General features: G+C 71.0%; 17 protein-coding genes. 15 read left to right on the top strand and 2 right to left on the bottom strand.

Annotated features, from left to right (window positions below):
• Nucleotides 1-35 precede the first annotated feature (35 nt).
• The 13 genes from PIR02_06960 to PIR02_07020 all read left to right on the top strand — a co-directional run bounded on the left by PIR02_06960 (nucleotide 36) and on the right by PIR02_07020 (nucleotide 17,410).
• Nucleotides 36-953 (top strand): ABC transporter substrate-binding protein, encoded by a 918-nt coding sequence (locus PIR02_06960; protein ID WZH38403.1) that lies wholly within the window; start codon nucleotides 36-38, stop codon nucleotides 951-953.
• Nucleotides 923-2,656 (top strand): urocanate hydratase, encoded by a 1,734-nt coding sequence (locus PIR02_06965; GenBank protein WZH38404.1) that lies wholly within the window; start codon nucleotides 923-925, stop codon nucleotides 2,654-2,656. The genes PIR02_06960 and PIR02_06965 overlap by 31 nt, the downstream gene beginning before the upstream one ends.
• On the top strand, nucleotides 2,656-4,251 hold the full coding sequence (locus PIR02_06970; GenBank protein ID WZH38405.1) for an aromatic amino acid ammonia-lyase: 1,596 nt from the start codon (nucleotides 2,656-2,658) through the stop codon (nucleotides 4,249-4,251). Before PIR02_06965 ends, PIR02_06970 begins: the two co-directional genes overlap by 1 nt.
• Nucleotides 4,241-5,461 carry a CoA transferase gene (locus tag PIR02_06975; protein ID WZH38406.1) on the top strand — a complete coding sequence of 407 codons (1,221 nt, stop codon included), beginning with the start codon at nucleotides 4,241-4,243 and terminating at the stop codon, nucleotides 5,459-5,461. Before PIR02_06970 ends, PIR02_06975 begins: the two co-directional genes overlap by 11 nt.
• Nucleotides 5,458-6,420, top strand: a complete 963-nt coding sequence (locus PIR02_06980) for a 3-hydroxyacyl-CoA dehydrogenase family protein (protein ID WZH38407.1) — start codon at nucleotides 5,458-5,460, stop codon at nucleotides 6,418-6,420. The genes PIR02_06975 and PIR02_06980 overlap by 4 nt, the downstream gene beginning before the upstream one ends.
• Complete coding sequence (locus tag PIR02_06985; GenBank protein WZH38408.1) at nucleotides 6,417-7,184, top strand: enoyl-CoA hydratase-related protein; 768 nt, start codon at nucleotides 6,417-6,419, stop codon at nucleotides 7,182-7,184. The genes PIR02_06980 and PIR02_06985 overlap by 4 nt, the downstream gene beginning before the upstream one ends.
• A 3-nt stretch (nucleotides 7,185-7,187) precedes the next feature.
• Nucleotides 7,188-8,390 carry an allantoate amidohydrolase gene (locus PIR02_06990; GenBank protein WZH38409.1) on the top strand — a complete coding sequence of 401 codons (1,203 nt, stop codon included), beginning with the start codon at nucleotides 7,188-7,190 and terminating at the stop codon, nucleotides 8,388-8,390.
• Nucleotides 8,387-9,703, top strand: coding sequence for a formimidoylglutamate deiminase (locus PIR02_06995; GenBank protein WZH38410.1), 1,317 nt, complete (start codon nucleotides 8,387-8,389; stop codon nucleotides 9,701-9,703). Before PIR02_06990 ends, PIR02_06995 begins: the two co-directional genes overlap by 4 nt.
• 29 nt (nucleotides 9,704-9,732) lie before the next feature.
• Nucleotides 9,733-10,875, top strand: a complete 1,143-nt coding sequence (gene hutI / locus PIR02_07000; GenBank protein ID WZH39089.1) for an imidazolonepropionase — start codon at nucleotides 9,733-9,735, stop codon at nucleotides 10,873-10,875.
• A 109-nt stretch (nucleotides 10,876-10,984) separates the two neighbouring features.
• Nucleotides 10,985-12,712, top strand: a complete 1,728-nt coding sequence (locus PIR02_07005; protein ID WZH39090.1) for an ABC transporter ATP-binding protein — start codon at nucleotides 10,985-10,987, stop codon at nucleotides 12,710-12,712.
• Nucleotides 12,709-14,754 carry an ABC transporter ATP-binding protein gene (locus PIR02_07010; protein WZH38411.1) on the top strand — a complete coding sequence of 682 codons (2,046 nt, stop codon included), beginning with the start codon at nucleotides 12,709-12,711 and terminating at the stop codon, nucleotides 14,752-14,754. The genes PIR02_07005 and PIR02_07010 overlap by 4 nt, the downstream gene beginning before the upstream one ends.
• Nucleotides 14,755-14,886: 132 nt before the next feature.
• Nucleotides 14,887-16,119 (top strand): glycosyltransferase, encoded by a 1,233-nt coding sequence (locus tag PIR02_07015; protein ID WZH38412.1) that lies wholly within the window; start codon nucleotides 14,887-14,889, stop codon nucleotides 16,117-16,119.
• Nucleotides 16,120-16,123: 4 nt separating this feature from the next.
• Complete coding sequence (locus tag PIR02_07020; GenBank protein WZH38413.1) at nucleotides 16,124-17,410, top strand: glycosyltransferase; 1,287 nt, start codon at nucleotides 16,124-16,126, stop codon at nucleotides 17,408-17,410.
• Between the two features lie 7 nt (nucleotides 17,411-17,417).
• Here PIR02_07020 and PIR02_07025 read toward each other — a convergent pair whose 3' ends face one another.
• Nucleotides 17,418-17,813: a hypothetical protein gene (locus tag PIR02_07025; GenBank protein ID WZH38414.1), complete on the bottom strand. Its 396-nt coding sequence runs from the start codon at nucleotides 17,811-17,813 to the stop codon at nucleotides 17,418-17,420.
• Nucleotides 17,814-17,900: 87 nt separating this feature from the next.
• On the opposite strand from PIR02_07025, the gene PIR02_07030 reads away from it, so the two are divergent.
• Entirely contained in the window at nucleotides 17,901-18,890 is a 990-nt protein-coding gene (locus PIR02_07030) for a helix-turn-helix domain-containing protein (protein ID WZH38415.1), read from the top strand.
• Between the two features lie 360 nt (nucleotides 18,891-19,250).
• Complete coding sequence (locus tag PIR02_07035; GenBank protein ID WZH38416.1) at nucleotides 19,251-21,449, top strand: AAA family ATPase; 2,199 nt, start codon at nucleotides 19,251-19,253, stop codon at nucleotides 21,447-21,449.
• Nucleotides 21,450-21,525: 76 nt separating this feature from the next.
• Here PIR02_07035 and PIR02_07040 read toward each other — a convergent pair whose 3' ends face one another.
• Nucleotides 21,526-22,626, bottom strand: coding sequence for a hypothetical protein (locus PIR02_07040; protein ID WZH38417.1), 1,101 nt, complete (start codon nucleotides 22,624-22,626; stop codon nucleotides 21,526-21,528).
• Nucleotides 22,627-22,701 lie beyond the last annotated feature (75 nt).

Raw genomic sequence — 22,701 nt, forward strand, 5'->3', positions numbered from 1 at the left:
TCCCCACCGTGCCCTGCACGCCGAAAGGAACCCTCATGATCCGTACCCGCCTCGCCGCGGCGGCCGCCCTCGCGACCGTCGCCGCCCTCGCCCTCTCCGCCTGCTCCTCCGGCGGTGACCCCCTCTCGTCGGGCACAGACGAATCGGCCCCGGCCGGCAGCATCGTCATCGGCTCGGCCGACTTCCCCGAGAGCCAGCTGCTCGCGACGATCTACGCGCAGGCGCTCACCGCAGCCGGTGTCGAGGCGACCACGCGGCTGAACATCGGCAGCCGCGAGGTGTACATGCCCGCGCTCCTCGACGGGTCCATCAACATGCTCCCCGAGTACACGGGTGCGACCCTGAGCTACCTGACCAAGGGCGACTCCGGCGTTTCGAGCTCGGCCGACGTGGCCGCCGCCCTCGAGAAGGCGCTGCCCGAGGGCATCACCATGCTGACGCCGTCGGAGGCGCAGGACTCCGACGTGCTCGCGGTCAGCAAAGACACCGCCGCGCAGTACAACCTGAAGACGATCGAAGACCTCAAGCCCTACGCGGCCGAGATGGTCCTCGGCGGGCCCCCGGAGTGGCCGACCCGCCACGAGGGCGTCCAGGGTCTGCAGGAGGTCTACGGCCTGACGTTCAAGGAGTTCAAGGCGCTCGACGTGGGTGGCCCGCTGACCATCGCGGCCCTCTCGAACGGCCAGATCCAGGCGGCCGACATGTACTCGACGTCGCCCGCCATGAAGGACTTCGTCGCTCTCGAAGACAACCTCAACCTCTTCCCCGCCCAGAACATCGTTCCGATCATGGCGGCCGACAAGAAGACCGATCAGGTCGCCGAGGTGCTCAACAAGGTCTCCGCCGCGCTCACCACGCAGGACCTCATCGACATGAACGCCAAGCTCGACGACCAGCAGAGCCTCGACGACGTCGCCGCCGAATGGATCAGCGCCCACGACCTCGGCGCCTGATTCCCCGCTCCACCAGAAAGAGAGACACCGAGATGACCGGAAGCCGCGCGGTGCGCGCGCCGCGAGGGACGACGCTGACAGCCAAGAGCTGGCAGACCGAGGCCCCGCTGCGGATGCTCATGAACAACCTCGACCCCGAGGTCGCGGAACGGCCCGAAGACCTCATCGTCTACGGAGGCACGGGGAAGGCCGCCCGCAACTGGGCGAGCTACGACGCGATCGTGGCGACCCTCGCCGACCTCGACGACGACGAGACGCTGCTGGTGCAGTCGGGCAAGCCCGTGGGGGTGTTCCGCACCAACGTGTGGGCACCGCGCGTGCTTCTGGCCAACTCCAACCTCGTGGGCGACTGGGCCACCTGGCCCGAGTTCCGCCGCCTCGAGGCCGAGGGGCTCATGATGTACGGCCAGATGACGGCCGGCTCGTGGATCTACATCGGGACGCAGGGCATTCTGCAGGGCACGTACGAGACGTTCGGGGCCGTGGCGCGTAAGCGTTTCGGCGGCACCCTCGCGGGCACCCTCACCGTCACCGGCGGCTGCGGCGGCATGGGCGGGGCTCAGCCCCTCTCGGTCACCCTCAACGGCGGCGTCGTGCTCATCGTCGACGTCGATGAGACGCGCCTCCGCCGTCGCCAGGGCAAGCGCTACCTCGACGAGGTCACCACCGACCTCGACGACGCTCTCGAGCGCGTGCTGGCCGCGAAGGCCGAGGGGCGCGCCCTCTCGGTGGGGCTCGTGGGCAACAGTGCCGAGGTGCTGCCCGAGCTGCTGCGGCGCGAGGTGCCCGTCGACATCGTGACCGACCAGACCTCGGCGCACGACCCGCTCGCCTACCTGCCCGCCGGAATCGCGTTCGAGGACTGGCGCACCGAGTCGGCCCGCGATCCTGAAGGCTTCACCGTGCGCTCGCGGGAGTCGATGGCGCGTCACGTCGAGGCGATGGTGGAGTTCCAGAAGCGCGGCGCCGAGGTGTTCGACTACGGCAACTCGATCCGCGACGAGGCTCGGCAGGGCGGCTACGCCGACGCGTTCGCCTTCCCCGGCTTCGTCCCCGCGTACATCCGGCCGCTGTTCTGCGAAGGCCTCGGTCCGTTCCGCTGGGTGGCGCTGTCGGGAGACCCCGCCGACATCGCCGTCACCGACCAGGCGATCCTCGACCTCTTCCCCGAGAACGAGGGGCTCAAGCGCTGGATCACGGCGGCGCAGGAGCACGTCGAGTTCGAGGGCCTCCCCGCCCGCATCTGCTGGCTCGGCTACGGCGACCGCGCCAAGGCCGCGGTCCGCTTCAACGAGCTCGTCGCCGAGGGCAAGATCTCGGCCCCGATCGTGATCGGTCGCGACCACCTCGACTCGGGCTCCGTGGCCTCGCCTTACCGCGAGACCGAGGCGATGGCGGACGGATCGGATGCCATCGCCGACTGGCCCATCCTGAACGCCCTCATCAACACCGCGTCCGGTGCCACCTGGGTGTCGTTGCACCACGGCGGCGGCGTCGGAATCGGTCGCTCGATCCACGCCGGTCAGGTCTCGGTCGCCGACGGCACGCCGCTCGCCGCCGAGAAGCTTCAGCGCCTGCTGACGAACGACCCCGGCATGGGCGTCATCCGTCACGTCGACGCGGGCTACGACCGCGCGATCGAGGTCGCCCGCGAACGCGGGGTGCGCGTGCCGATGCTGGATGCCGACAAGGTCGAGGCCTGATGCGCGGCCGGGAGGAGGTCGTGTTCGGGCTCGGCTCGACCACCATCGACGAACTCGTCGCCGTCGCTCACGGAGCACCCCTGCGAGTCGCACCCGAAGCGCTCGCCGCGGTCGAGCGGACCAACCTCCTCCTGGCGGGTCTCGCCGCCTCCGGGCAGCAGATCTACGGTCTCACGACGGGCGTCGGTGACCTCTATAAGGTCGCCGGTGTCCAGCCCGACGTCGCGGACGTGCAGCTCGGGATGCTGCGCAGCCACGCCAGCGGCGTCGGTGCGCCGCACGACGAACCGGCGACGCGCGCCATCACAGCCGCGATCGTGCGGGCGCTGTCACGCGGGCACAGCGGCATCCGTCCCGTTCTCGTCACGACCCTGGTCGAGATGCTCAACCGCGGGGTGACCCCCGTGGCGCCCTCGCAGGGATCGGTGGGGTACCTCACCGCCACGGCCCACATCGGTCTCGTCGCCTTCGGCGAGGGCGAGGCGTGGTTCGGGGGTGAGCGGCTCCCCGCGGGCACCGCGCTGGAGCGGGCCGGGATCGCGCCCCTCGTCCCCGCGGCGCGCGAGGGCCACGCGATCATCAGCGGCACCTACGAGATCACCGGCATCGGCGCGCTCGCCGTGGCCGGGGCGCGCGCCCTGGTGGACGTCGCCGACCTCGCCGGGGCGATGTCGCTCGAGGCGCTGCGGGGCAACACCCGCGGGTACGACCCTCGCCTGCAGGCCCTGCGCCCCCACCCCGGCCAGATCGAGACCGCCCGGCGCCTGAACGCCCTGCTCGAGGGCAGCGAGATCCTCGCGGCGAACCGTGACCATCGCCTGCAGGACGCGTTGAGTCTGCGCTGCATCCCTCAGGTGCATGGCTCGGTGCGCGATGCGCTCGCCTACGTCGAGGCCGCGGTGCAGACCGAGATCGACGCCGTCACCGACAACCCCGTCTTCGTGATCGAGGACGACGAACTCATCGCCCTCCCCGGCGGCAACGGGCACGGCGCCCCCGTCGCCCTCGCCCTCGACACCCTCGCGATCGCCGTCGCCGAAGTCAGCACGATGTCGCAGGCCCGCGCCGACCGTCTCACGCACGCCGCCCTGAGCGGACTGCCGGCGTTCTTGGCATCCGGAGCCCCCGGCATGTCGGGCTTCATGATCCCGCCGTACGTCTCGGCCGCCCTCGCCGGCGAGAACCGCGCGCTCGCCGCCCCCGCGTCGGTGCACACCGTGCCGACGTGCGCGGGGCAGGAGGACCACGTGAGCATGGGGACCACCGCGGCGATCAAGGCGCGTCAGGCCGTGACGAACGCCGAGCGCATCGTCGCGATCGAACTGCTCTGCGCCGCGGCGGCCCTCGATTTCCACGCGCCGCTCGCGGCCGGCACCGGAACCGGCCGCGCGCACGCCGCGATCCGCGAGCGTGTCGCCCCGCGCGACACCGACCGGCTCATGGCCCCCGACATCGACGCGGTGACGAGTCTCGTCACCGACGGCACGTTGGGCCGGGTCGTCGCCGACACCACCACCGTTTCCGCCGTCCCCGCCCCGGCCGCTGCGGCCCCGACCGCCGCCACCGCTCCAGAAGGAGACCCCCGTGCCGACTGACACCTCGCCCCCGGAGGGCGCCGTCCGACCGCTCGACGGCATCCGCGTGCTCGATCTCTCGCGCGTGCTCGCGGGACCGCTCTGCGCCTCCATGCTCGCCGACCTCGGCGCGACGGTGACGAAGATCGAGGTGCCCGGTCGGGGAGACGACTCGCGGCACTTCACGCCGCACATCGGCGGCGAGAGCAGCTACTTCATGCTCGTCAACCGCGGCAAGCGGTCGATGGCCCTCGACCTGAAGTCCGACGAGGGACGCACGTTGCTGCACCGTCTCATCGCCGACGCGGACGTGCTCGTGGAGAACTTCCGGCCCGGCGTGACCGCCCGCCTCGGCATCGACTGGGAGAGCGTCCGCACGCTCAATCCCGGCCTGGTGTACGTCAGCATCTCGGGTTTCGGGCAGACCGGGCCCCTGTCTCACCGTCCCGCGTACGACCACATCGTTCAGGCCATGGGCGGGATCATGTCGGCCACCGGGTGGGCCGACGGGCCCCCGACCCGCGTCGGCGATGCGGTGGGCGACGTGGTGGCGGGCATGTACGGCGCCTTCGGCGCTCTCGCCGCGCTCCTGCAGCGCGCCCAGACCGGTCAGGGGCAGCACGTCGACGTGGCCATGCTCGACGCGATGTTCTCGCTGCAGATGGTCGCGCTCTCCCAGGTGCTGGCCGGCGCCCCCGCTCCCGCGCGACTGGGGAACGCCCACCCGATCAGTGCGCCGATGGACGCTTACCCGTGCAGCGACGGTCATCTCGTGATCGCGGTCGCGAACGATGCGCTGTTCGTGCGGCTCGCGAACGCCCTCGGCCGCGCCGACCTGCTCGACGATCCCCGCTTCGCCACCGATCCCTCCCGTCTCGCGCACCAGGACGCGCTGCGCGCCGAGATCGAGGTCTGGACGAGCGTCCGCACGGTCGATGAGGCCGTCACGGAGCTCGAGACGGCGGGCGTTCCCGCCGCCCCCATCTGGGACGTCGCCCAACTCGCCGGCAGCGAGCACGCCCGCGCCCGCGGCCTCGTGCGCAGCGTGGAGCACCCGGTCGCCGGGACGGTCCCCGTCGTGCCGCAGCCCGTGCGGTTCAGTGCAACGGATGCCGCGGCGCAGACGCCCGCGCCGACCCTCGGCCAGCACACCGACGGCGTCCTCGCCGACGACCTCGGGCTCGAGGCCGACGAGATCGCGCGTCTGCGCGCAGCGGGGGTGGTCGCGTGAGCGGCGCATCTGGCGCATCCTCCGCGCCCGCGTCGCGCTTCTCGTCGGCCGGGGGCGAGGGCCCGGTCGCCGGCCACGGTCCGGTCGCCGTCCTCGGCGCGGGGACGATGGGCGCCGGCATCGCCGCCGTCCTCGCCGCGCACGGCCGCCGGGTGCGGCTGTTCTCCCGCACGACCTCGACGCTCGAGGCGGCGCGGGAGCTGGTCGCGGCGCACGACACCACGGCGGCGGAACGCCTCACGACCACGACCGACATCGACGAGGCAGCCCACGGTGCCGCGCTCGTCATCGAGAGCGTGGCCGAAGACCTCGCCCTCAAGCGCGAGATCTTCGCGCGGATCGAGCCGCTCGTGGCGAGCGACGCGGTGCTCACCACCAACACCTCCAGCGTGCGCATCACCGAGATCGCCGCAGCGCTCGCCGACCCGACGCGCCTCGTGGGCTTGCACTGGTTCAACCCGCCCACCGTCATGCCGCTCATCGAGATCGTGCGCGGAGAGAGCACCTCCGACGCCGCCGTGGCGACCGTGCAGGAGCTCTGCGCCGACATCGGCCGCGAGAGCATCGTCGTCGATCGCGACGTGCCGGGCTTCGTCGTCAACCGTCTGCAGTACGCGCTGCTGCGCGAAGCCATCGCGCTCGTCGAGGGCGGCATCGCCACCGTCGCCGACGTCGACCGCGCCGTGTCCACGACCCTCGCCCCGCGCTGGTCGGCGCTCGGCCCGCTCGGCCTGATGGACCTGGCCGGACTCGACGTGGTCGAGAAGGTCTCCGGCATCCTGATGTCCGACCTGGATGCCGCGGGCGGGGTGCCCCGCACCGTCGCCGACCTGGTGGCCGAGGGTCACCTCGGCGCGAAGAGCGGCCGGGGCTTCTACCCGTGGACTCCCGCGGATGCCGACCGTGCCCGCACGGATCGCGACTCGCTCGTTCGTCTGATCACGGAGAAGCGGCGATGAGCGGGGTTCGCGTCCGTGCCGAGGGCGCTATCGCCACGATCACCCTCGATCGCGCCGAGAAGCGCAACGCGCTGGATGCCGAGACCCTCGGCGCCCTCGTCGACGCGCTCCGTCGCTTCGACGACGACCCGGCTGTCCGTGCGATCGTGATCGCCGGAGACGAACGCGCGTTCGCCGCCGGCGCCGACCTCGGCGACCTGGGCTCGGCCGGAGCCGTCGAGCTGTACCGCAGCGGCTTCAGCGAGCACTGGGATGCCGTCGCCGCGATCCGTACGCCCCTCGTCGCGGCCGTGCGGGGATACGCCCTCGGGGGCGGACTCGAGCTCGCCCTCGCGTGCGACGTCGTGGTGATCGCCGACGACGCCGTGCTCGGCTTTCCCGAGGTGCGCCTCGGCATCCTCCCCGGGGCTGGGGGTACCCAGCGGCTGCTGCGCGCCGTCGGCAAGGCCGCCGCCCTCGACCTGCTGCTCACCGCCCGTCGCATCGACGGGGCCGAGGCCACGCGACTCGGCATCGCGAGCCGCGCCGTCGCGTCCGCCGAGGTCGATGACGCCGCCCGCGCCGCCGCGGCGGAGATCGCCCAGGGCGCGCCCGTGGCCGCCGCGATGATCAAGAGCGCCGTGCTCGCCGGCTTCGAGATGCCCCTCGGTGCGGCCGTCGCGCACGAGCGCGCGCTGTCGGCTCTGATCGCCGCGAGCGCCGACCGCGCCGAGGGCATGCGCGCCTTCGGCGCCCGCGAGACCCCCACCTTCGAAGGACGCTGATCCATGACGCCCGTCACCTCCCTCCTCGACGCCATCTCGGGCATCGGCCGCGAGGCCCGCAGCGGCGGCTACGCCCGCCCGGTGTTCTCGACCGCCGAGCGCGACCTCCGTGCGTGGTTCCTCGCCGAGGCCGAGGCGCGCGGACTCGACGTCGAGGTCGACCGCAACGGCATCCTGTGGGCGTGGTGGGGGAGTCCGGGACCGGATGCCGTGGTCACCGGCAGCCACCTCGACTCGGTGCCCGGCGGCGGGGCGTTCGACGGTCCGCTCGGGATCGCGGCTGCGCTCGCCGCGGTCGAGGTGCTGCGTCAGCGCGGGGTCACCCCCGCGAAGCCCCTCGCGATCGCGGTGTTCCCCGAGGAGGAGGGCTCGCGCTTCGGCGTCGCCTGCCTCGGCTCGCGGCTACTGACCGGCGCTCTCTCTCCCGATGCGGCACGGCGCCTCACCGATCGCGAGGGCGACACGCTCGCCGACGTCTTCGCCGCGGGCGGCATCGACCCCGCGAGGATCGGCCCCGACCCCGAGACGCTCGCCCGCATCGGCGTCTTCGTCGAGCTGCACGTCGAGCAGGGCCGTGGGCTGATCGACCTCGACCGTCCCTTCGCTGTCGCGGAGTCGATCCTCGGACACGGTCGCTTCAAGGTGTCGGTGCGCGGCGAGGGCAACCACGCCGGCACCACGCTCATGGCCGACCGCCGCGACCCGGTGGTCGCCGCAGCCGGCATGGTCGGGCGGATCGCCGAGCTCGCCGGTGCCGTCGACGACGCGCGCGCGACCGTCGGCCGCTTCGAACCCGTGCCCGGCGGCACCAACGTCATCGCGTCGTCGGTCGATTTCTGGATCGACGCCCGGCATCCCGACGACGACGTCACCCGCCGTCTCGTCGCCGACATCGAGCGCTCGTGCGTCGAGCTCGCCACCGCGCGCGGCTGCGAGGCCGTGCTCGTCGAGGAGTCGTGGAGCCCCACGGTCGGGTTCGACCCGATGCTCGCCCGTCGTCTGGGCACCGCCCTCGCCGACGCTCCCCACCTCCGCACCGGGGCCGGGCACGACGCGGGCATCCTCTCGAGCGCCGTCCCCACCGGCATGCTGTTCGTCCGCAACCCCTCCGGTATCTCGCACTCGCCGGAGGAGTACGTGACCGACGCCGACGCCGACGCGTCGGCCACCGCCCTGGCCGACGTCCTGCAGGACTTGCTCTCGTGACGCGCTTCTGGGCGCCGCGGGCGTGGGTCGGCGACGCCGTGGCTGCGGGCGTGCGCATCTCGGCATCCGCGGGCCTCATCACCTCCGTCGAGACCGGAGCGATCCCGGATGCCGATGACCACCGCCTCGACGGACTCGTGCTGCCGGGCGCGGTCAACGCCCACTCCCACGCCTTCCACCGGCTGCTCCGCGGGCGCACTCACGGCGACGGCGGGAGCTTCTGGACCTGGCGCGAGCTGATGTACCGCGAGGCCGGACGCCTCGATCCCGCGTCGTGCGAGCGCGTCGCCACGGCGGTCTACGCCGAGATGGTGGCCGCGGGCTGGACCTCGGTCGCCGAGTTCCACTACGTGCACCACGCGCCCGACGCCTCGCCGTACGACCCTCCCCACGCGATGGAGCGCGCGCTCGCGCGCGCGGCGGAGGCCACCGGCATCCGTCTCACCCTCCTCGACACGTGCTACCTCTCCAGCGGCTTCGGGAAGCCTCTCGAACCCGCGCAACAACGCTTCGGGGACACGGATGCCGCAGCCTGGCTCGCTCGTCTGTCGGCGCTGCGCGAGGTCTTCGGCTCCGAGCATCCCGAGGTCGTGGTCGGCGCGGCCGTGCACTCGGTGCGCGCGGTGCCCGTCGCCGCCCTCGAGCGCATCGGCGCCGAGCTGGATCCGGCGATCCCGCTGCACGTGCACCTGTCGGAGCAGCCCGCCGAGAACGCCGCCTGTCTCGAGGAGACCGGGCTGACACCGACGGCCCTGCTCGCACGCAGCGGTCTGCTGTCGTCGCGGCTGTCGGCCGTGCACGCCACCCACCTCACCGACGACGACATCGCCGCCCTCGGGGCGGCGACCGCCACGATCGTGATGTGCCCGACGACCGAGGCAGACCTCGGCGACGGCGTCGGTCCCGCACGGCGCCTCGCCGACGCGGGAGCGCGCCTCGCGCTCGGCACCGATCAGCACGCCGTCGTCGACCCGCTGCTCGAGGCCCGCGCGCTCGAACACGGCGAGCGGCTCTCATCGGGTCGCCGCGGCCGGTTCGCGCCCGCCGAGCTCGTCGCCGCGCTCACGCGGGGCGGCGCCGCGGCCGTCGGTCGCTCGGTCGGGCGGATCGCCGTGGGGGAGCCCTGCGACCTCCTCGTCGTGGACGAGACCAGCGCCCGCACCGCCGGGAGCGACCCCGGCCAGCTCGTGCTGAGCGCGACCGCGCACGACGTCACCCGTGTGATCATCGGGGGACGCGAGCGTGCCGCAGACGGCGCGCACACCGACCTCGGTCCGGTCGGCGACCTGCTGCGAAAGGCGATGACACCGTGAGCACCCTCATCACCCGCATCGGCGAGCTGATGACCGTCGACGACGAGGATCGCGTGCTTTGCGATGCCGCGGTGGTCATCGACGGCGACCGCATCGCCTGGATCGGTTCGGCGTCCGACGCGCCCGCGGCCGACGAGCGCGTGGACGCCGACGGCCGGGCGCTCCTTCCCGGCTGGGTCGACTCGCACACCCACCTCGTCTTCGACGGCGACCGGACGGCCGAGTTCGAGGCGCGCATGGCCGGTCAGAGCTACGCCGCGGGCGGGATCGCGGTGACGCGGGATGCCACCCGCGAGGCCTCCGATGAACGGCTGGCCGCTCTCGTCGCCGCGCGCGTCCGCGAGGCGCGCGCGCAGGGGACGACCTGGATCGAGACGAAGACCGGCTACGGACTCGACCTCGCGAGCGAGGAGCGGAGCGCCCGGATCGCCGCGGCCGAGGCCGATGACGCGACCTTCCTCGGAGCGCACCTCGTGCCCGCAGGCATCGACGCCGACGACTACGTCCACGAGGTGTGCGGACCGATGCTCGACGCGGTCCTCCCGTTCGTCTCGTGGGCCGACGTGTTCTGCGAGCGCGGGGCCTTCAGCCCCGAGCAGTCACGCGAGGTGCTTCTGGCCGCCCGGGCGTCGGGGCTGGGGCTGCGTGTGCACGGCAACCAGCTCGGTCACGGCGAGGGGATCCGGCTGGCGGTCGAGCTGGGCGCGGCGAGCGTCGACCACTGCAACTTCGTCTCGGATGCCGACCTGGACGCGCTCGCCGGAGGCTCCACCGTTGCGACGGTGCTGCCGGCGTGCGACCTGTCGACGCGCGCGCCGCTCGCTCCCGCCCGGGAGCTGCTGGATGCGGGGGTCGAGGTCGCGATCGCCTCGAACTGCAATCCCGGGACCTCGTACACGAGCTCGATGCCGTTCTGCGTCGCGACGGCGGTGCTGCAGATGGGGTTGAGCGTCGCCGAGGCCGTGCGCGCGGCCACCCGGGGCGGCGCGATCGCGCTCGGGCGTGCGACGGGCGAGGGTGCCGTGGGCTCGATCGCGGTGGGGCACCGCGCCGACCTGCACCTGCTCGATGCGCCGTCGGCGACGCACCTCGCGTATCGACCCGGGATGCCGCTGACCGCGGGCGTATGGAAGGACGGGCGTCGCGTGGCGGCGCCGCTCGTCGCGCGCTGACCGGCCCCACTCCCGACTTCCTGACCCGGGGCATGCCGATGTCGGAGGTCCGTGCCAGGCTGGAGTCACGGTCATCGCGACCGTGATCGACTCGCCCTCGGAGGGCCCCGTGCTCGGAAAACTCCTCGTCCGTTATCTCGCGCCGTACCGCTGGCTGCTCGTCGCGCTCTTGGTCTTCCAGTTCGCCGCGGCGATGGCATCCCTGTACCTGCCGCGTCTCAACGCCGACATCATCGACCAGGGCGTCGCTCGCGGCGACACGAACTTCATCTGGTCGCGCGGCATGATCATGCTCGTGATCTCGCTCGGCCAGATCACCGCGTCGGTCATCGCCACGTACTTCGCCGCCCGTGCCGCCATGGCAGCGGGCCGTGACATCCGTCGCGACGTGTTCGTGAAGGTCAGTGGTTTCAGCGAGCGCGAGCTGTCGCAGTTCGGCGCGGGCTCCCTCATCACCCGCAACACCAACGACGTGCAGCAGGTGCAGATGCTCGCGATGATGGGCGCGACCATGCTCGTCAGCGCGCCGCTGCTGGCGATCGGCGGCATCTTCATGGCCCTTCAGCAAGACGTGGGGCTGAGCTGGTTGATCGGCGTCTCGGTCCCGGCCCTCCTGATCGCCGCAGGCCTCATCATCGCCCGCATGGTGCCGCTGTTCCGCAGCTACCAGTCCAAGCTCGACGCCGTGAACCGCGTCATGCGCGAGCAGCTGACCGGTGTCCGTGTCGTCCGCGCCTTCGTGCGTGAGCGCATCGAAGAAGAGCGCTTCCGCGAGGCCAACACCGACATCATGATCGTGGGCCGCAAGGTCGGCTCGCTGTTCGTCCTCCTGTTCCCGCTCGCCATGCTCGTGCTCAACGTCACGGTGGTCGGGGTCATCTGGTTCGGCGGCATCCAGGTCGACAGCGGCTCCGTCGAGATCGGCACGTTGTTCGCGTTTATGCAGTACGTCGCGCAGATCCTCATGGGTGTGCTCATGGCGAGCTTCATGACGGTGATGATTCCGCGCGCCGCCGTCTCGGCCGAGCGCATCGGAGAAGTGCTCGACAGTCACTCGACCCTCGAGCGCCCCGAGAACCCCGTCAGCGTCTTCCCGACACCGGGCTCGGTCGCCTTCGACGACGTCGCCTTCGCGTACCCCGGCGCCGAGTCGCCGGTGATCGCGGGCGTGAGCTTCACAGCGAAGCCGGGTGAGACCGTCGCGATCGTGGGTTCCACGGGGGCGGGGAAAACCACTCTCGTCTCGCTCATCCCGCGCCTGTTCGACGTGACGGCGGGTGCCGTGCGCGTCGGGGGCGTCGACGTGCGCGAGGCCGACCTCGACGTGCTGTGGAAGGGTATCGGTCTGGTGCCGCAGCGGCCTTTCCTCTTCAGCGGCACGGTGGCATCCAACCTCCGCTTCGGGCGCGAAGACGCCACCGACGACGAGCTCTGGCACGCGCTGCAGATCGCGCAGGGTCGGGACTTCGTCGAAGCGATGGAGGGCGGGCTCGAGGGGCGCATCTCGCAGGGCGGCACGAACGTGTCCGGTGGGCAACGTCAGCGTCTGGCCATCGCCCGCGCCATCGTGCACCGACCGGCGGTCCTCGTCTTCGACGACTCGTTCTCGGCGCTCGACCTCAGCACCGACGCGCGCCTTCGGCAAGCCCTGTGGGACGAGCTGCCCGAGGTGACCAAGATCGTGGTCGCCCAGCGCGTGTCCACCATCACCGGCGCCGACCGCATCGTGGTTCTCGAAGACGGCCGCATGGTCGGTCTCGGCACGCACGAGGAGTTGCTCGAGACGAGCGCCACGTACCGCGAGATCGTCGAGTCGCAGCTGGGGGTGGAAGCGTGAGCACTCCCGACGCCCTGACCGAAGAAGAGCGCGCCGAGTTCGAGCTCGCCGAGCAGGCCCGGCTGAACTCCGGTGACTGGGACAGCGTCGCCCCCGGCAAGGCCGCGAACTTCGGCGCGAGCTTCCGCCGCCTGATCGGGCTGCTGCGCCCGCACGCGTGGGCCTTCGCCGTCGTTTCGCTCCTCGGGGCGCTCGGGGTCGTGCTCGCGGTCCTCGCGCCGCGAGTGCTCGGTACCGCGACGAACATCATCTTCGAGGGGGCCGTGTCGCGTGCCCTCGGGCAGAGCTTCCCCGCGGGCACGTCGAAAGACGCCGTCGTCCAAGCACTGCAGTCGGGCGGACAGAACGAGTTCGCCAACGTCGTCGCCGCGATGGACACCTTCCAGGTCGGCGCCGGCGTCGACTTCGACGCTCTGCGCCTGGTCATCGTCGCGGTCCTCGCGATCTATGTCGGCTCGTCCCTGCTGTCGTGGATCCAGGGCTACGTCATCAACGTGATCATGGTGCGCACGATGTGGCGTCTGCGCGAAGACGTCGAGGCGAAGATCAACCGCCTGCCGCTGTCGTACTTCGACAAGGTGCAGCGGGGGGAGCTCATCTCGCGCGTGACGAACGACATCGACAACATCACGCAGACGATGCAGCAGTCGCTCTCGAGCGCGCTCACCTCGGTGCTCACGGTCGTCGGCGTGCTGATCATGATGTTCACGATCTCCTGGCAGCTCGCGCTCGTGGCGCTCGTCTCGCTGCCGCTGATGGCGATCATCTTCGGCGTGATCGGCCCCAAGTCGCAGAAGGCGTTCGGCACGCAGTGGAAGAAGGTCGGGCGTCTCAACGCCCGCGTCGAGGAGTCGTTCTCGGGCCACGCGCTGGTCAAGGTTTACGGCCGAGAGAAAGACGCCCGCGAGAAGTTCGAGGTCGAGAACGAAGAGCTCTACCAGGCGAGCTTCCGGGCCCAGTTCCTCTCCGGCATGATCATGCCGGGCATGATGTTCGTCGGAAACCTCACCTACGTCGGGATCGCGGTGCTCGGCGGTCTCATGGTCGCGGGCGGTCAGCTCCGCCTCGGCGACGTGCAGGCGTTCATCCAGTACTCGCAGCAGTTCACGCAGCCGCTGTCGCAGCTGGGTGGCATGGCGGCCGTCGTGCAGTCGGGGACCGCCTCGGCCGAGCGCGTCTTCGCCTTGCTCGACGCCGAGGAACAGGAGCCGGATGCCGCCGACGCCCCGCGCCCGGTCGACGGTCGCGGCGTCATCGAGTTCGAGAACGTCGCGTTCGCCTATACGCCGGAGCGCCCGCTCATCACGGATCTGTCTTTCCGCGTCGAGCCTGGGCAGACGGTGGCGATCGTGGGGCCCACCGGCGCGGGCAAGACGACGCTGGTCAATCTCGTCATGCGGTTCTACGAGCTCGACTCCGGTCGCATCCTGCTCGACGGACAGGACATCGCCGACCTCCGCCGCGACGACGTTCGCTCGCGCACCGGCATGGTTCTGCAAGATCCCTGGCTGTTCGCCGGCACGATCCGCGACAACATCCGCTACGGGCGCGAGAGCGCCACCGACGACGAGATCGTCGAGGCTGCCGTGGCCACACGGGTCGACCAGTTCGTGCACTCGCTGCCCGACGGGTACGACACCGTGCTCGACGAGGACGCGGCGAACGTCTCGGCCGGTGAGAAGCAGCTCATCACGATCGCGCGCGCGTTCGTCGCCCGCCCATCCGTGCTGATCCTCGACGAGGCCACCTCATCGGTCGACACCCGCACCGAGTCGCTGCTGCAGCAGGCGATGGCGGCTCTGCGCGAGGGACGCACCTCGTTCGTCATCGCGCACCGTCTCTCGACCATCCGCGACGCCGATCTCATCCTCGTGATGGAGCATGGCGACATCGTCGAGCAGGGCACCCATGACGAGCTCATCGCCCAGCACGGCGCGTACTGGCGTCTCTACCAGTCGCAGTTCCAGAACGCCGCCACGGCGGAGCTCGATGCCGACGCGCGTGCCGACGCGCAGGGAGCTGTTCAGGGCGTCGAGTCCTGAGGGCGCTTGCCCCTGAACAGCCCTGACCGGGGGTGCCTTCGGGGTGTGCAAAAGCGCCTCAGGTACAGTGGACGCGCCGTGCGATCCCGCCCCGCGCGCCCGCTTCCGCCGCTCAGATAGGCCTCACCACCCGTGACCACTCCTGCGACGCCCTCCGATCCGACGCCGGACGACAGTCCGGTCGACGCGCCCGCTGACCGTCCCCTGACCGTCCTCATCGGCGCCGACACCTTCCTCCCCCACGTCAACGGTGCCGCCCGCTTCGCGGAGCGTCTCGCCGCGGGGCTCGTCGCCCGCGGGCACGACGTGCACGTCGCCGCCCCGAGCATCGGGCACAGCCACTCGGGCACCTTCACCGAGGTGATCGAGGGGGAGCCGATGACTATGCACCGGCTCCCCGCCTACCGCTTCCTCCCGCACGACTGGCTGACGTTCGTGCTCCCGTGGCGGGCCAAGCACTACGCGCGTCAGGTGCTCGACCAGGTGAAGCCCGACGTTGTCCACATCCAGTCGCACATCGTGATCGGTCGTGGGCTCACCCGCGAAGCGCGCACGCGCGGCATCCCGGTCATCGCGACCAACCACGTCATGGCTGAGAACATCCTCGACTTCACGACCCTCCCCGACTTCCTCGATCGCATCTTCGTCAAGCTCGCCTGGGCAGATGCGGCGCGGACGTTCGCGATGACCCGCGCGGTGACCACCCCCACTCGCCGGGCTGCCGACTTCCTCGAATCGACGATCGGGATCCGGGGCGTCATTCCGATTTCGTGCGGGATCGACCGCTCCAACTACACGCCCGATCTCGGGCCTCGCGAGGCGAGCCGCGTCCTCTTCGTCGGCCGTCTCACGACCGAGAAGGGCATCGACGTGGTGCTGCGTGCGCTCGCGATGCTCGACCCCGCGCTCGACGTGACCTTCGACATCGTCGGGGGCGGCGACCAGCGTCGCAGTCTCGAGCAGCTCGCCGAGCAGCTGGGTCTCGCCGACCGCGTGATCTTCCACGGCCACACCTCCGAAGAGGAGCTGCGTTCGCTGTACACGCGGGCGACCGTCTTCGCCATCGCGTCGATCGCGGAGCTGCAGTCGATCGCGACGATGGAGGCCATGGCATCCGGTCTCCCCGTGGTCGCGGCCGACGCCGTGGCACTGCCGCACCTCGTGCACGACGGGGAGAACGGCTACCTGTTCGAGCCGGGCAACGCCGAGGAGCTGGCGGCTCGCTTGACCGACGTGCTGACCGCCGACCCCGAAGAGCGGCGGCGCATGCAGCAGGCCTCGCTCGACGGTGTCATCGTGCACGACATCGGCCGCACCCTCGACACCTTCGAGGCGCTGTACCGCGGACAGCCGATCCCGGAGTGACCACGTGCACGTGGTGATGTTCGCCGATCAGCACCTCGAGTCGCTCGGCGGCGCGCAGGTGTCGATGCGGCTGCAGAAGCGGTTCCTCGAGCGCGCCGGCCACGTCGTGACGGTCGTCGCTCCGCGCATGCACCGGCCCGCGCCCGATGACGGGGCCTACGTCGATCTCCCTTCGCTCGCCATCACGCCCGATCGCGAGTACGCGCTGACCTGGCCGGGTGCCCGCACGGACCGGTTCGTGGATGCCGAACTCGGTGCGCGCCTGCCCGTCGACGTCGTGCACGTCCAGGGTGACTTCTGGGGCGCGTTCATCGGTCACCGATTCGCGGCCCGGCATCGCCTGCCCGTGGTCCACACGATGCACAACCGCGTCGACGTCGGTATCGAGGCGACGGCGCCGTTCCCGTCGCTCGTGCTGCGGGTGCTGAACTCCTGGGCGCGGCGCGCGTTGCGCGGACCGGAAACTCGGAGGAGTGCGGTGATCTCGCAGTCCTCGGGTGAGAATCCGCGAGGTCCGCGCGATTCTGCGGGTTCCGCGACCGCCGTTCCCGCCGCGGAATCGGCCGGCGGCTGGGCGTACCTCCGCCGCTTCGCCGGGCTGTCCCGCGCGATCACCGCGCCCTCCGCGCACTTCGCGCGACGGCTCGAACAGCACGGTGTCGTCCCGCGGGACGCGGGAGTCGACGTCGTGTGGAACGGCATCGACGATGACCTCCTCGACGCCGCCCTCGCCGTCGGTGCCGAGGCCCGCCGCCCCGGGAAGCCGCGTTTCGTCTGGCTCGGACGCATGAGCCCCGAAAAGCGTCTCCTGCCCTTCCTCGAGGCGGTCGCCCGGTCGGGGATCGACGCCGACGTCGAGATCATCGGTGGCGGCGGGCAACTCCGCGCGGCGCAGAAGCTCGTCGCCGAGACCGGGCCGGTGGCATCCGTGGTCTTCTCCGGGCGGCTGAGCTACGCCGAGACGCTGGCCCGGTTGGCCGCCGCCGACGCTGTCGTGCAGACCTCGATCGGGTTCGAGACGCAGGGGATGACGGTCTTCGAGGCGGCCTCGCTCGGGACCCCGGCCGTGGTCAGCGACCCCGATATCGCGTCCGAACTGGGGGCGGGTGTGTGGGCGGTTCCGGATGCCACGACCTCCGCCCTCGCCGAGACCCTGCGCCGCGCGGCTTCCGACATCACCGCCGGCACCCCGGTCGAGGTCGACCCGACGATTGCGGAGCGCTTCCGCCAGTCTTCGCGCACCGCGGCGATGATCGCCGTGTACGAACGAGCGGTCGCCCGCGGGCGCTGACCCCGGGTCAGTCGGCCGCGTGGGTCACGAGGACCCGGTCGTCCGCGTCGGTGGTGGTGGCGTCGCCGGCCCGGCGGGCGCCGGTGTTCGCGGGCGCCGAGGTCGATGCCGGTGCTACGGCCGGGGCCGGGGCGACAGCCGGGACCTCGGCGGATTCCTCGGCGACGGCGGTGCGCGTCGTCGATTCGGGCGCACGTACCGGGCGCGGCGTGTCTGCGGCGCGAGCGGTCGCCTCGGCCTCGCGGGACCGGCGGCGGCCCCGGCGCGGCGAGGCGTTATCCCGCCGACGGGCCTCCCGCTCGGGGTCGGTGGGGATGGGACGGTAGCCGTCGGTGCGGATCAGCCACACCGACGCGACCACGCTGACGAGGGCGAGGAGGGCGAGAGCGATCAAGTAAGCCATGGCAGAAACGCTACGCAGCGATAATTTCTGCCGCGAGTGGCATAATGGACGCTGTTCGATTGATTTCTGCCACTCCGAGAGGTGCGCATGCGTTCTGTCGCCGTCGTCATCCAGCCCGGGTTCGCCCCGTTCGAGTTCGGTCTCGCCTGCGAGGCGTTCGGCCTCGATCGCAGCGACGACGGCATCCCGAACTTCGATTTCCGGATCGTCGCGCCCGATCCCGGCGCGGTGCCCTCGAACATCGGGTTCTCGGTCAATGTCGAGCTCGGACTCGAGGCGGCGGCCGACGCTGACATCGTGGTGCTCTCGCCGATTCCCCGCGACCAGTGGGGCGCCGTCGATCCACGCGTGACAGAGATCGTGCGTGCTGCGCACGCGCGAGGCGCCTGGCTGCTGAGCGTGTGCAGCGGCGCCTTCGTGATCGCCGCCGCGGGGGTGCTCGACGGCAAGCGTGCCACCACGCACTGGCGCTACGCGGACGTGATGGCGCGCATGTACCCCTCGATCGAGGTGGACCCCGACGTGCTCTACGTGCAATCGGAGCGCATCATCACGAGCGCGGGGACCGCGGCAGGGCTCGACGCCTGCCTGCACCTGCTCCGCCAGGAGCTCGGCGCGGAACTGACCAACCGCATCGCGAGGCGTATGGTCGTCGCCCCGCAGCGCGACGGGGGACAGGCCCAGTTCATCGCATCGCCGCTTCCTGCGGCCCCCTCGCTCTCGCTCGCCCCGGTGACCGAATGGATGCTCCAGAACCTCGATGCCGAGCTCTCGGTCGACCAGCTCGCGTCCCGCGCGCACATGTCGGCGCGCACGTTCGCCCGGCGTTTCAAGGCCGACCTGGGCGCCACTCCGGCAGCGTGGCTCGCGCGACAGCGCCTGCTCCACGCGCAGCGGCTCCTCGAGGAGACGGATCTCGGCCTCGATCGCATCGCGGCGGAGTGCGGCTTCGGCTCCGCGGCCGTGCTGCGGCAGAATTTCGCTCGCACCCTCGGCCTGACTCCGACGGCTTATCGTGCGCGCTTCTCCTGCGCCGACGACGTGCGTGCGGCAGCCGGCGAGGCCGTGCCGGCCTGACGTCGCCCGCTGCCCCGGGGTGCGGCATCCCCGGGTCCTGTTCGTCTCGGTCCTGCTCGTCGCGCGCCGTCGAGGGCCCGGGTCGTCGCCGGGTCGTTGCCGGGTCGTGCGCCGTCGTGCGGACTTCGTCGCCGACGCGCCGCTCGGGCGGTGTCTATAGCGGCGTGTCGGGGTTGAACTCCGCGCGACGGTCCCGTGGTCGCCCCGCGCCCCGCCCTCAACCTCGAAGGGAATCTCGCATGCCGCAGCCCAACGTCTCGCGAAACGCCCCACCCATTGCTCCGGGAGCCTCACGCTGCTAAACTTGAGTCAACGCAGCTCAAGTTTTGAGGGCAGCGAAACAGACTTCCAGGAGACACCATGAACGCCACTCAACAGCCGGGGCAGGAGGACGCGCGCAGCGCCCTCGAGCAGTTCGGGATCAACCTCACCGACCGGGCCCGCCAGGGCAAGCTCGACCCCGTGATCGGGCGCGACGGCGAGATCCGCCGCGTCAGCCAGGTGCTCACCCGGCGCACCAAGAACAACCCCGTTCTCATCGGCGAGCCCGGCGTCGGCAAGACCGCCGTCGTCGAGGGCCTCGCCCAGCGCATCGTCGCGGGCGACGTCGCCGAGAGCCTCAAGAACAAAGAGCTCGTCTCGCTCGACATCTCGGCGCTCGTCGCCGGGGCGATGTACCGCGGCCAGTTCGAGGAGCGCCTCAAGAGCGTCCTCAAAGAGATCACCGAGTCCGACGGACGCATCATCACGTTCATCGACGAGCTGCACGTGCTCATGGGTGCGGGCGGCGGCGAGGGTTCGGTCGCAGCCTCCAACATGCTCAAGCCCATGCTCGCCCGCGGTGAGCTGCGGCTGATCGGTGCGACCACGCTCGATGAGTACCGCGAGTTCATCGAGAAGGATGCCGCCCTCGAACGCCGCTTCCAGCAGGTCTACGTCGGCGAGCCCACGGTGGAGGACACCGTGGCGATCCTGCGCGGCCTCAAGGAGCGGTACGAGGCGCACCACAAGGTCGCGATCGCCGATGCGGCGCTCGTGGCCGCGGCATCCCTCTCCAACCGGTACATCCCGTCGCGCCAGCTCCCCGACAAGGCCATCGACCTGATCGACGAGGCCGCGTCGCGCCTGCGCATGGAGATCGACTCGGCCCCGCTCGAGATCGACGAGCTGCGCCGGCATGTCGACCGCCTGAAGCTCGAAGAGCTCGCGCTGAAGAAGGAGAAGGACGACGCCTCGAAGGAGCGTCTGGCGACCCTTCGCGAGACGCTCTCGGCGGAGCAGGCCAAGCTCGACGAACTGCAGGCCCGGTGGGAGCGCGAACGCGCATCCCTCAACCGCGTGGGTGAGCTCAAGACCCGTCTCGACGCGGCCCGCGTGGATGCCGAACGCGCCCAGCGCGAGGGAAACCTCGAGCGCGCGTCGCGCCTGCTGTACGCCGAGATCCCGGCGCTCGAGCGCGAGCTGATGGTCGCCGAGCGCGAGGAGCCCGCGGGCGACCGCATGGTCAACGAGCAGGTGACCGACGAAGACATCGCGGCCGTCATCGCGGCGTGGACGGGTATCCCGGTGGGGCGTCTGCTGCAGGGCGAGACCGAGAAGCTGCTGCACCTCGAGCGCGAGCTCGGCAAGCGCCTGATCGGACAGAAGGATGCCGTGAAGGCGGTGTCCGACGCCGTCCGTCGCTCGCGCGCCGGGATCAGCGACCCCAATCGTCCGGTCGGTTCGTTCCTGTTCCTCGGACCCACGGGTGTCGGCAAGACCGAGCTGGCGAAGTCGCTCGCCGACTTCCTCTTCGACGACGAGCACGCCATGGTGCGCATCGACATGTCAGAGTACGGCGAGAAGCACTCCGTCTCGCGTCTGGTCGGTGCCCCTCCGGGGTACGTCGGATACGAGGCCGGCGGCCAGCTCACCGAGGCCGTGCGCCGACGCCCCTACAGCGTCGTGCTGCTGGATGAGGTCGAGAAGGCGCACCCCGAGGTGTTCGACGTGCTGCTGCAGGTGATGGACGACGGGCGCCTGACCGACGGTCAGGGGCGCACCGTCGACTTCACCAACGTCATCCTGATCCTGACCTCCAACCTCGGCTCGCCGATCCTGATCGATCCGACGCTGTCGATGGATGCCAAGCGGGAGCAGGTGCAGGCGCTGGTCCGCCAGGCCTTCAAGCCCGAGTTCGTGAACCGTCTCGACGACATCGTGATCTTCCAGGCCCTCAGCCAGGACGATCTCGCCCAGATCGTCGAGCTGGCGGTCGACGCCCTCCACAAGCGCCTGCGCGAGCGCCGGCTGACCCTCGCGGTCACGCCCGATGCCCGCTCGTGGCTCGCGGAGCGCGGCTACGACCCGGTGTACGGCGCGCGCCCGCTGCGGCGGCTCATCCAGTCCGAGATCCAGGATCGCCTCGCCATGGCGATCCTCGCGGGCACGGTGCGCGACGGCGATGTCGTCAAGGTCGACGTGGCCAGCGACGGCGACTCGCTCATGCTCGTGAGCACGGGCCCGGCGTCGGACGGTTCCGAAGACGACGACGTCATCGAGGCGGAGATCGTCGAGTAAGTCGAACAGGGAGGGGGATGCCGCGCGAGTGCGTGGCATCCCCCTTTCGCGTTCGTCCGACGGACGAGTGCGGCGCTCAGTCCATGAATGCCCGGATCAGCCGTCTCCACAGGGGTGGGCGGTCCGTGGTCGGGCGTCGTGCGCGCCACCGCTCCTGCATGGTCTTCGACCGGGTGCGCAGGCTCTGCAGTGACTGCAGGGTGCGCCACCGCTGCACCCTCCCGAGAACCGGGAGGCGCCGCGTCACCGTCTCCGGCAGGAGGAGGACGAGGCTGGCGGCGGCGGCGACGAACAGCCCGATGCTGATGGCGCCGGAGACGGGGGCGCTGACGATCCCGAAAATGACCGAGACGAGGATTCCGAGGACGATCGCGATGAGGGAGACCGTTCGCGGCAGCGTCGTCGAGGTCGCATCGCTGCGGAGTACCCAGCCGACGAGCGAGATGAACCCGCCGTATCCCAAGGCCACGAAGAGTGCTCCGATCGAGACGGGGGCGTTCATCTCGCTCGCCACGACGATGCAGAACACCGACCACGCGGCGATCGGGACGCCGAAGAGCGCGAGGAACGAACCCGCGGGGAAGCGGACCGGGGGTGCGTCGTCGGGCGGCAGGCCGTAGCCGATCCTCGTCACGCGCTCTGCCGCGCGCAGAGCACGCAGACGCGCCAGCGCCACCTGCTTCCGCAACGGCAGCACTTCGCTGACGGCCAGCGTCACGAGCATCACGCCCCAGGCGGCGGCCCAGAGGACGATGGTCTGGGACGACGATCCCGGCGAGGTCGCGATCACCGAGGGGGTCAGGTTCGCAAGCGCCAGGAGCAGGACGGCCGCGAGCGTGGTGAGCGCGGAGAAGAGGTTGCGCGCTCGTCTCGTCAAGCGGGACCAATCGCCCGAGAATCCCGTGATCGCCCCGATCAGGGCGACCAGCGCGCCGAACAGGGCCAGAGTATCGAAGCCCGTCGAGAACGCCGGCTGCGCCCACTGACCGATCGCGCGGATCGGCTCCCAGAAGTCGTCGCCGGTGCGATTTCTCCCGTTCGAGAGGGCCGACGCCAAGAGGAAGGGGAGACCTCCCAGCATCGCCGTCGCGGCGGGCCAGAGGATCCACGCACCGAAGCGATCACCCGCCGGTGGAGTGGCGAGAGGTTGGGGGGAAGGGGAGATGTCAACGGTCATAACGCGGGAGCGTACGGCCCCTCGCGCAGGCGGGTGTCAGAGATCACCCGGTCCACGAGAAACGCCGCCCCGCGC

It is taken from the genome of Microbacterium enclense (assembly GCA_038182865.1).
Classification (GTDB): Bacteria; Actinomycetota; Actinomycetes; order Actinomycetales; family Microbacteriaceae; genus Microbacterium; species Microbacterium enclense_B.

Bases quoted from the DNA above. Each gene is read 5' to 3' on its own strand.
- hutI (WZH39089.1), top strand. From the start codon at position 9,733: ATGACCGTCGACGACGAGGATCGCGTGCTTTGCGATGCCGCGGTGGTC.
- PIR02_07035 (WZH38416.1), top strand. From the start codon at position 19,251: ATGAACGCCACTCAACAGCCGGGGCAGGAGGACGCGCGCAGCGCCCTC.
- PIR02_06970 (WZH38405.1), top strand. From the start codon at position 2,656: ATGCGCGGCCGGGAGGAGGTCGTGTTCGGGCTCGGCTCGACCACCATC.
- PIR02_07025 (WZH38414.1), bottom strand. From the start codon at position 17,813: ATGGCTTACTTGATCGCTCTCGCCCTCCTCGCCCTCGTCAGCGTGGTC.
- PIR02_06960 (WZH38403.1), top strand. From the start codon at position 36: ATGATCCGTACCCGCCTCGCCGCGGCGGCCGCCCTCGCGACCGTCGCC.
- PIR02_06965 (WZH38404.1), top strand. From the start codon at position 923: ATGGATCAGCGCCCACGACCTCGGCGCCTGATTCCCCGCTCCACCAGA.
- PIR02_06990 (WZH38409.1), top strand. From the start codon at position 7,188: ATGACGCCCGTCACCTCCCTCCTCGACGCCATCTCGGGCATCGGCCGC.
- PIR02_07040 (WZH38417.1), bottom strand. From the start codon at position 22,626: ATGACCGTTGACATCTCCCCTTCCCCCCAACCTCTCGCCACTCCACCG.
- PIR02_06985 (WZH38408.1), top strand. From the start codon at position 6,417: ATGAGCGGGGTTCGCGTCCGTGCCGAGGGCGCTATCGCCACGATCACC.
- PIR02_07030 (WZH38415.1), top strand. From the start codon at position 17,901: ATGCGTTCTGTCGCCGTCGTCATCCAGCCCGGGTTCGCCCCGTTCGAG.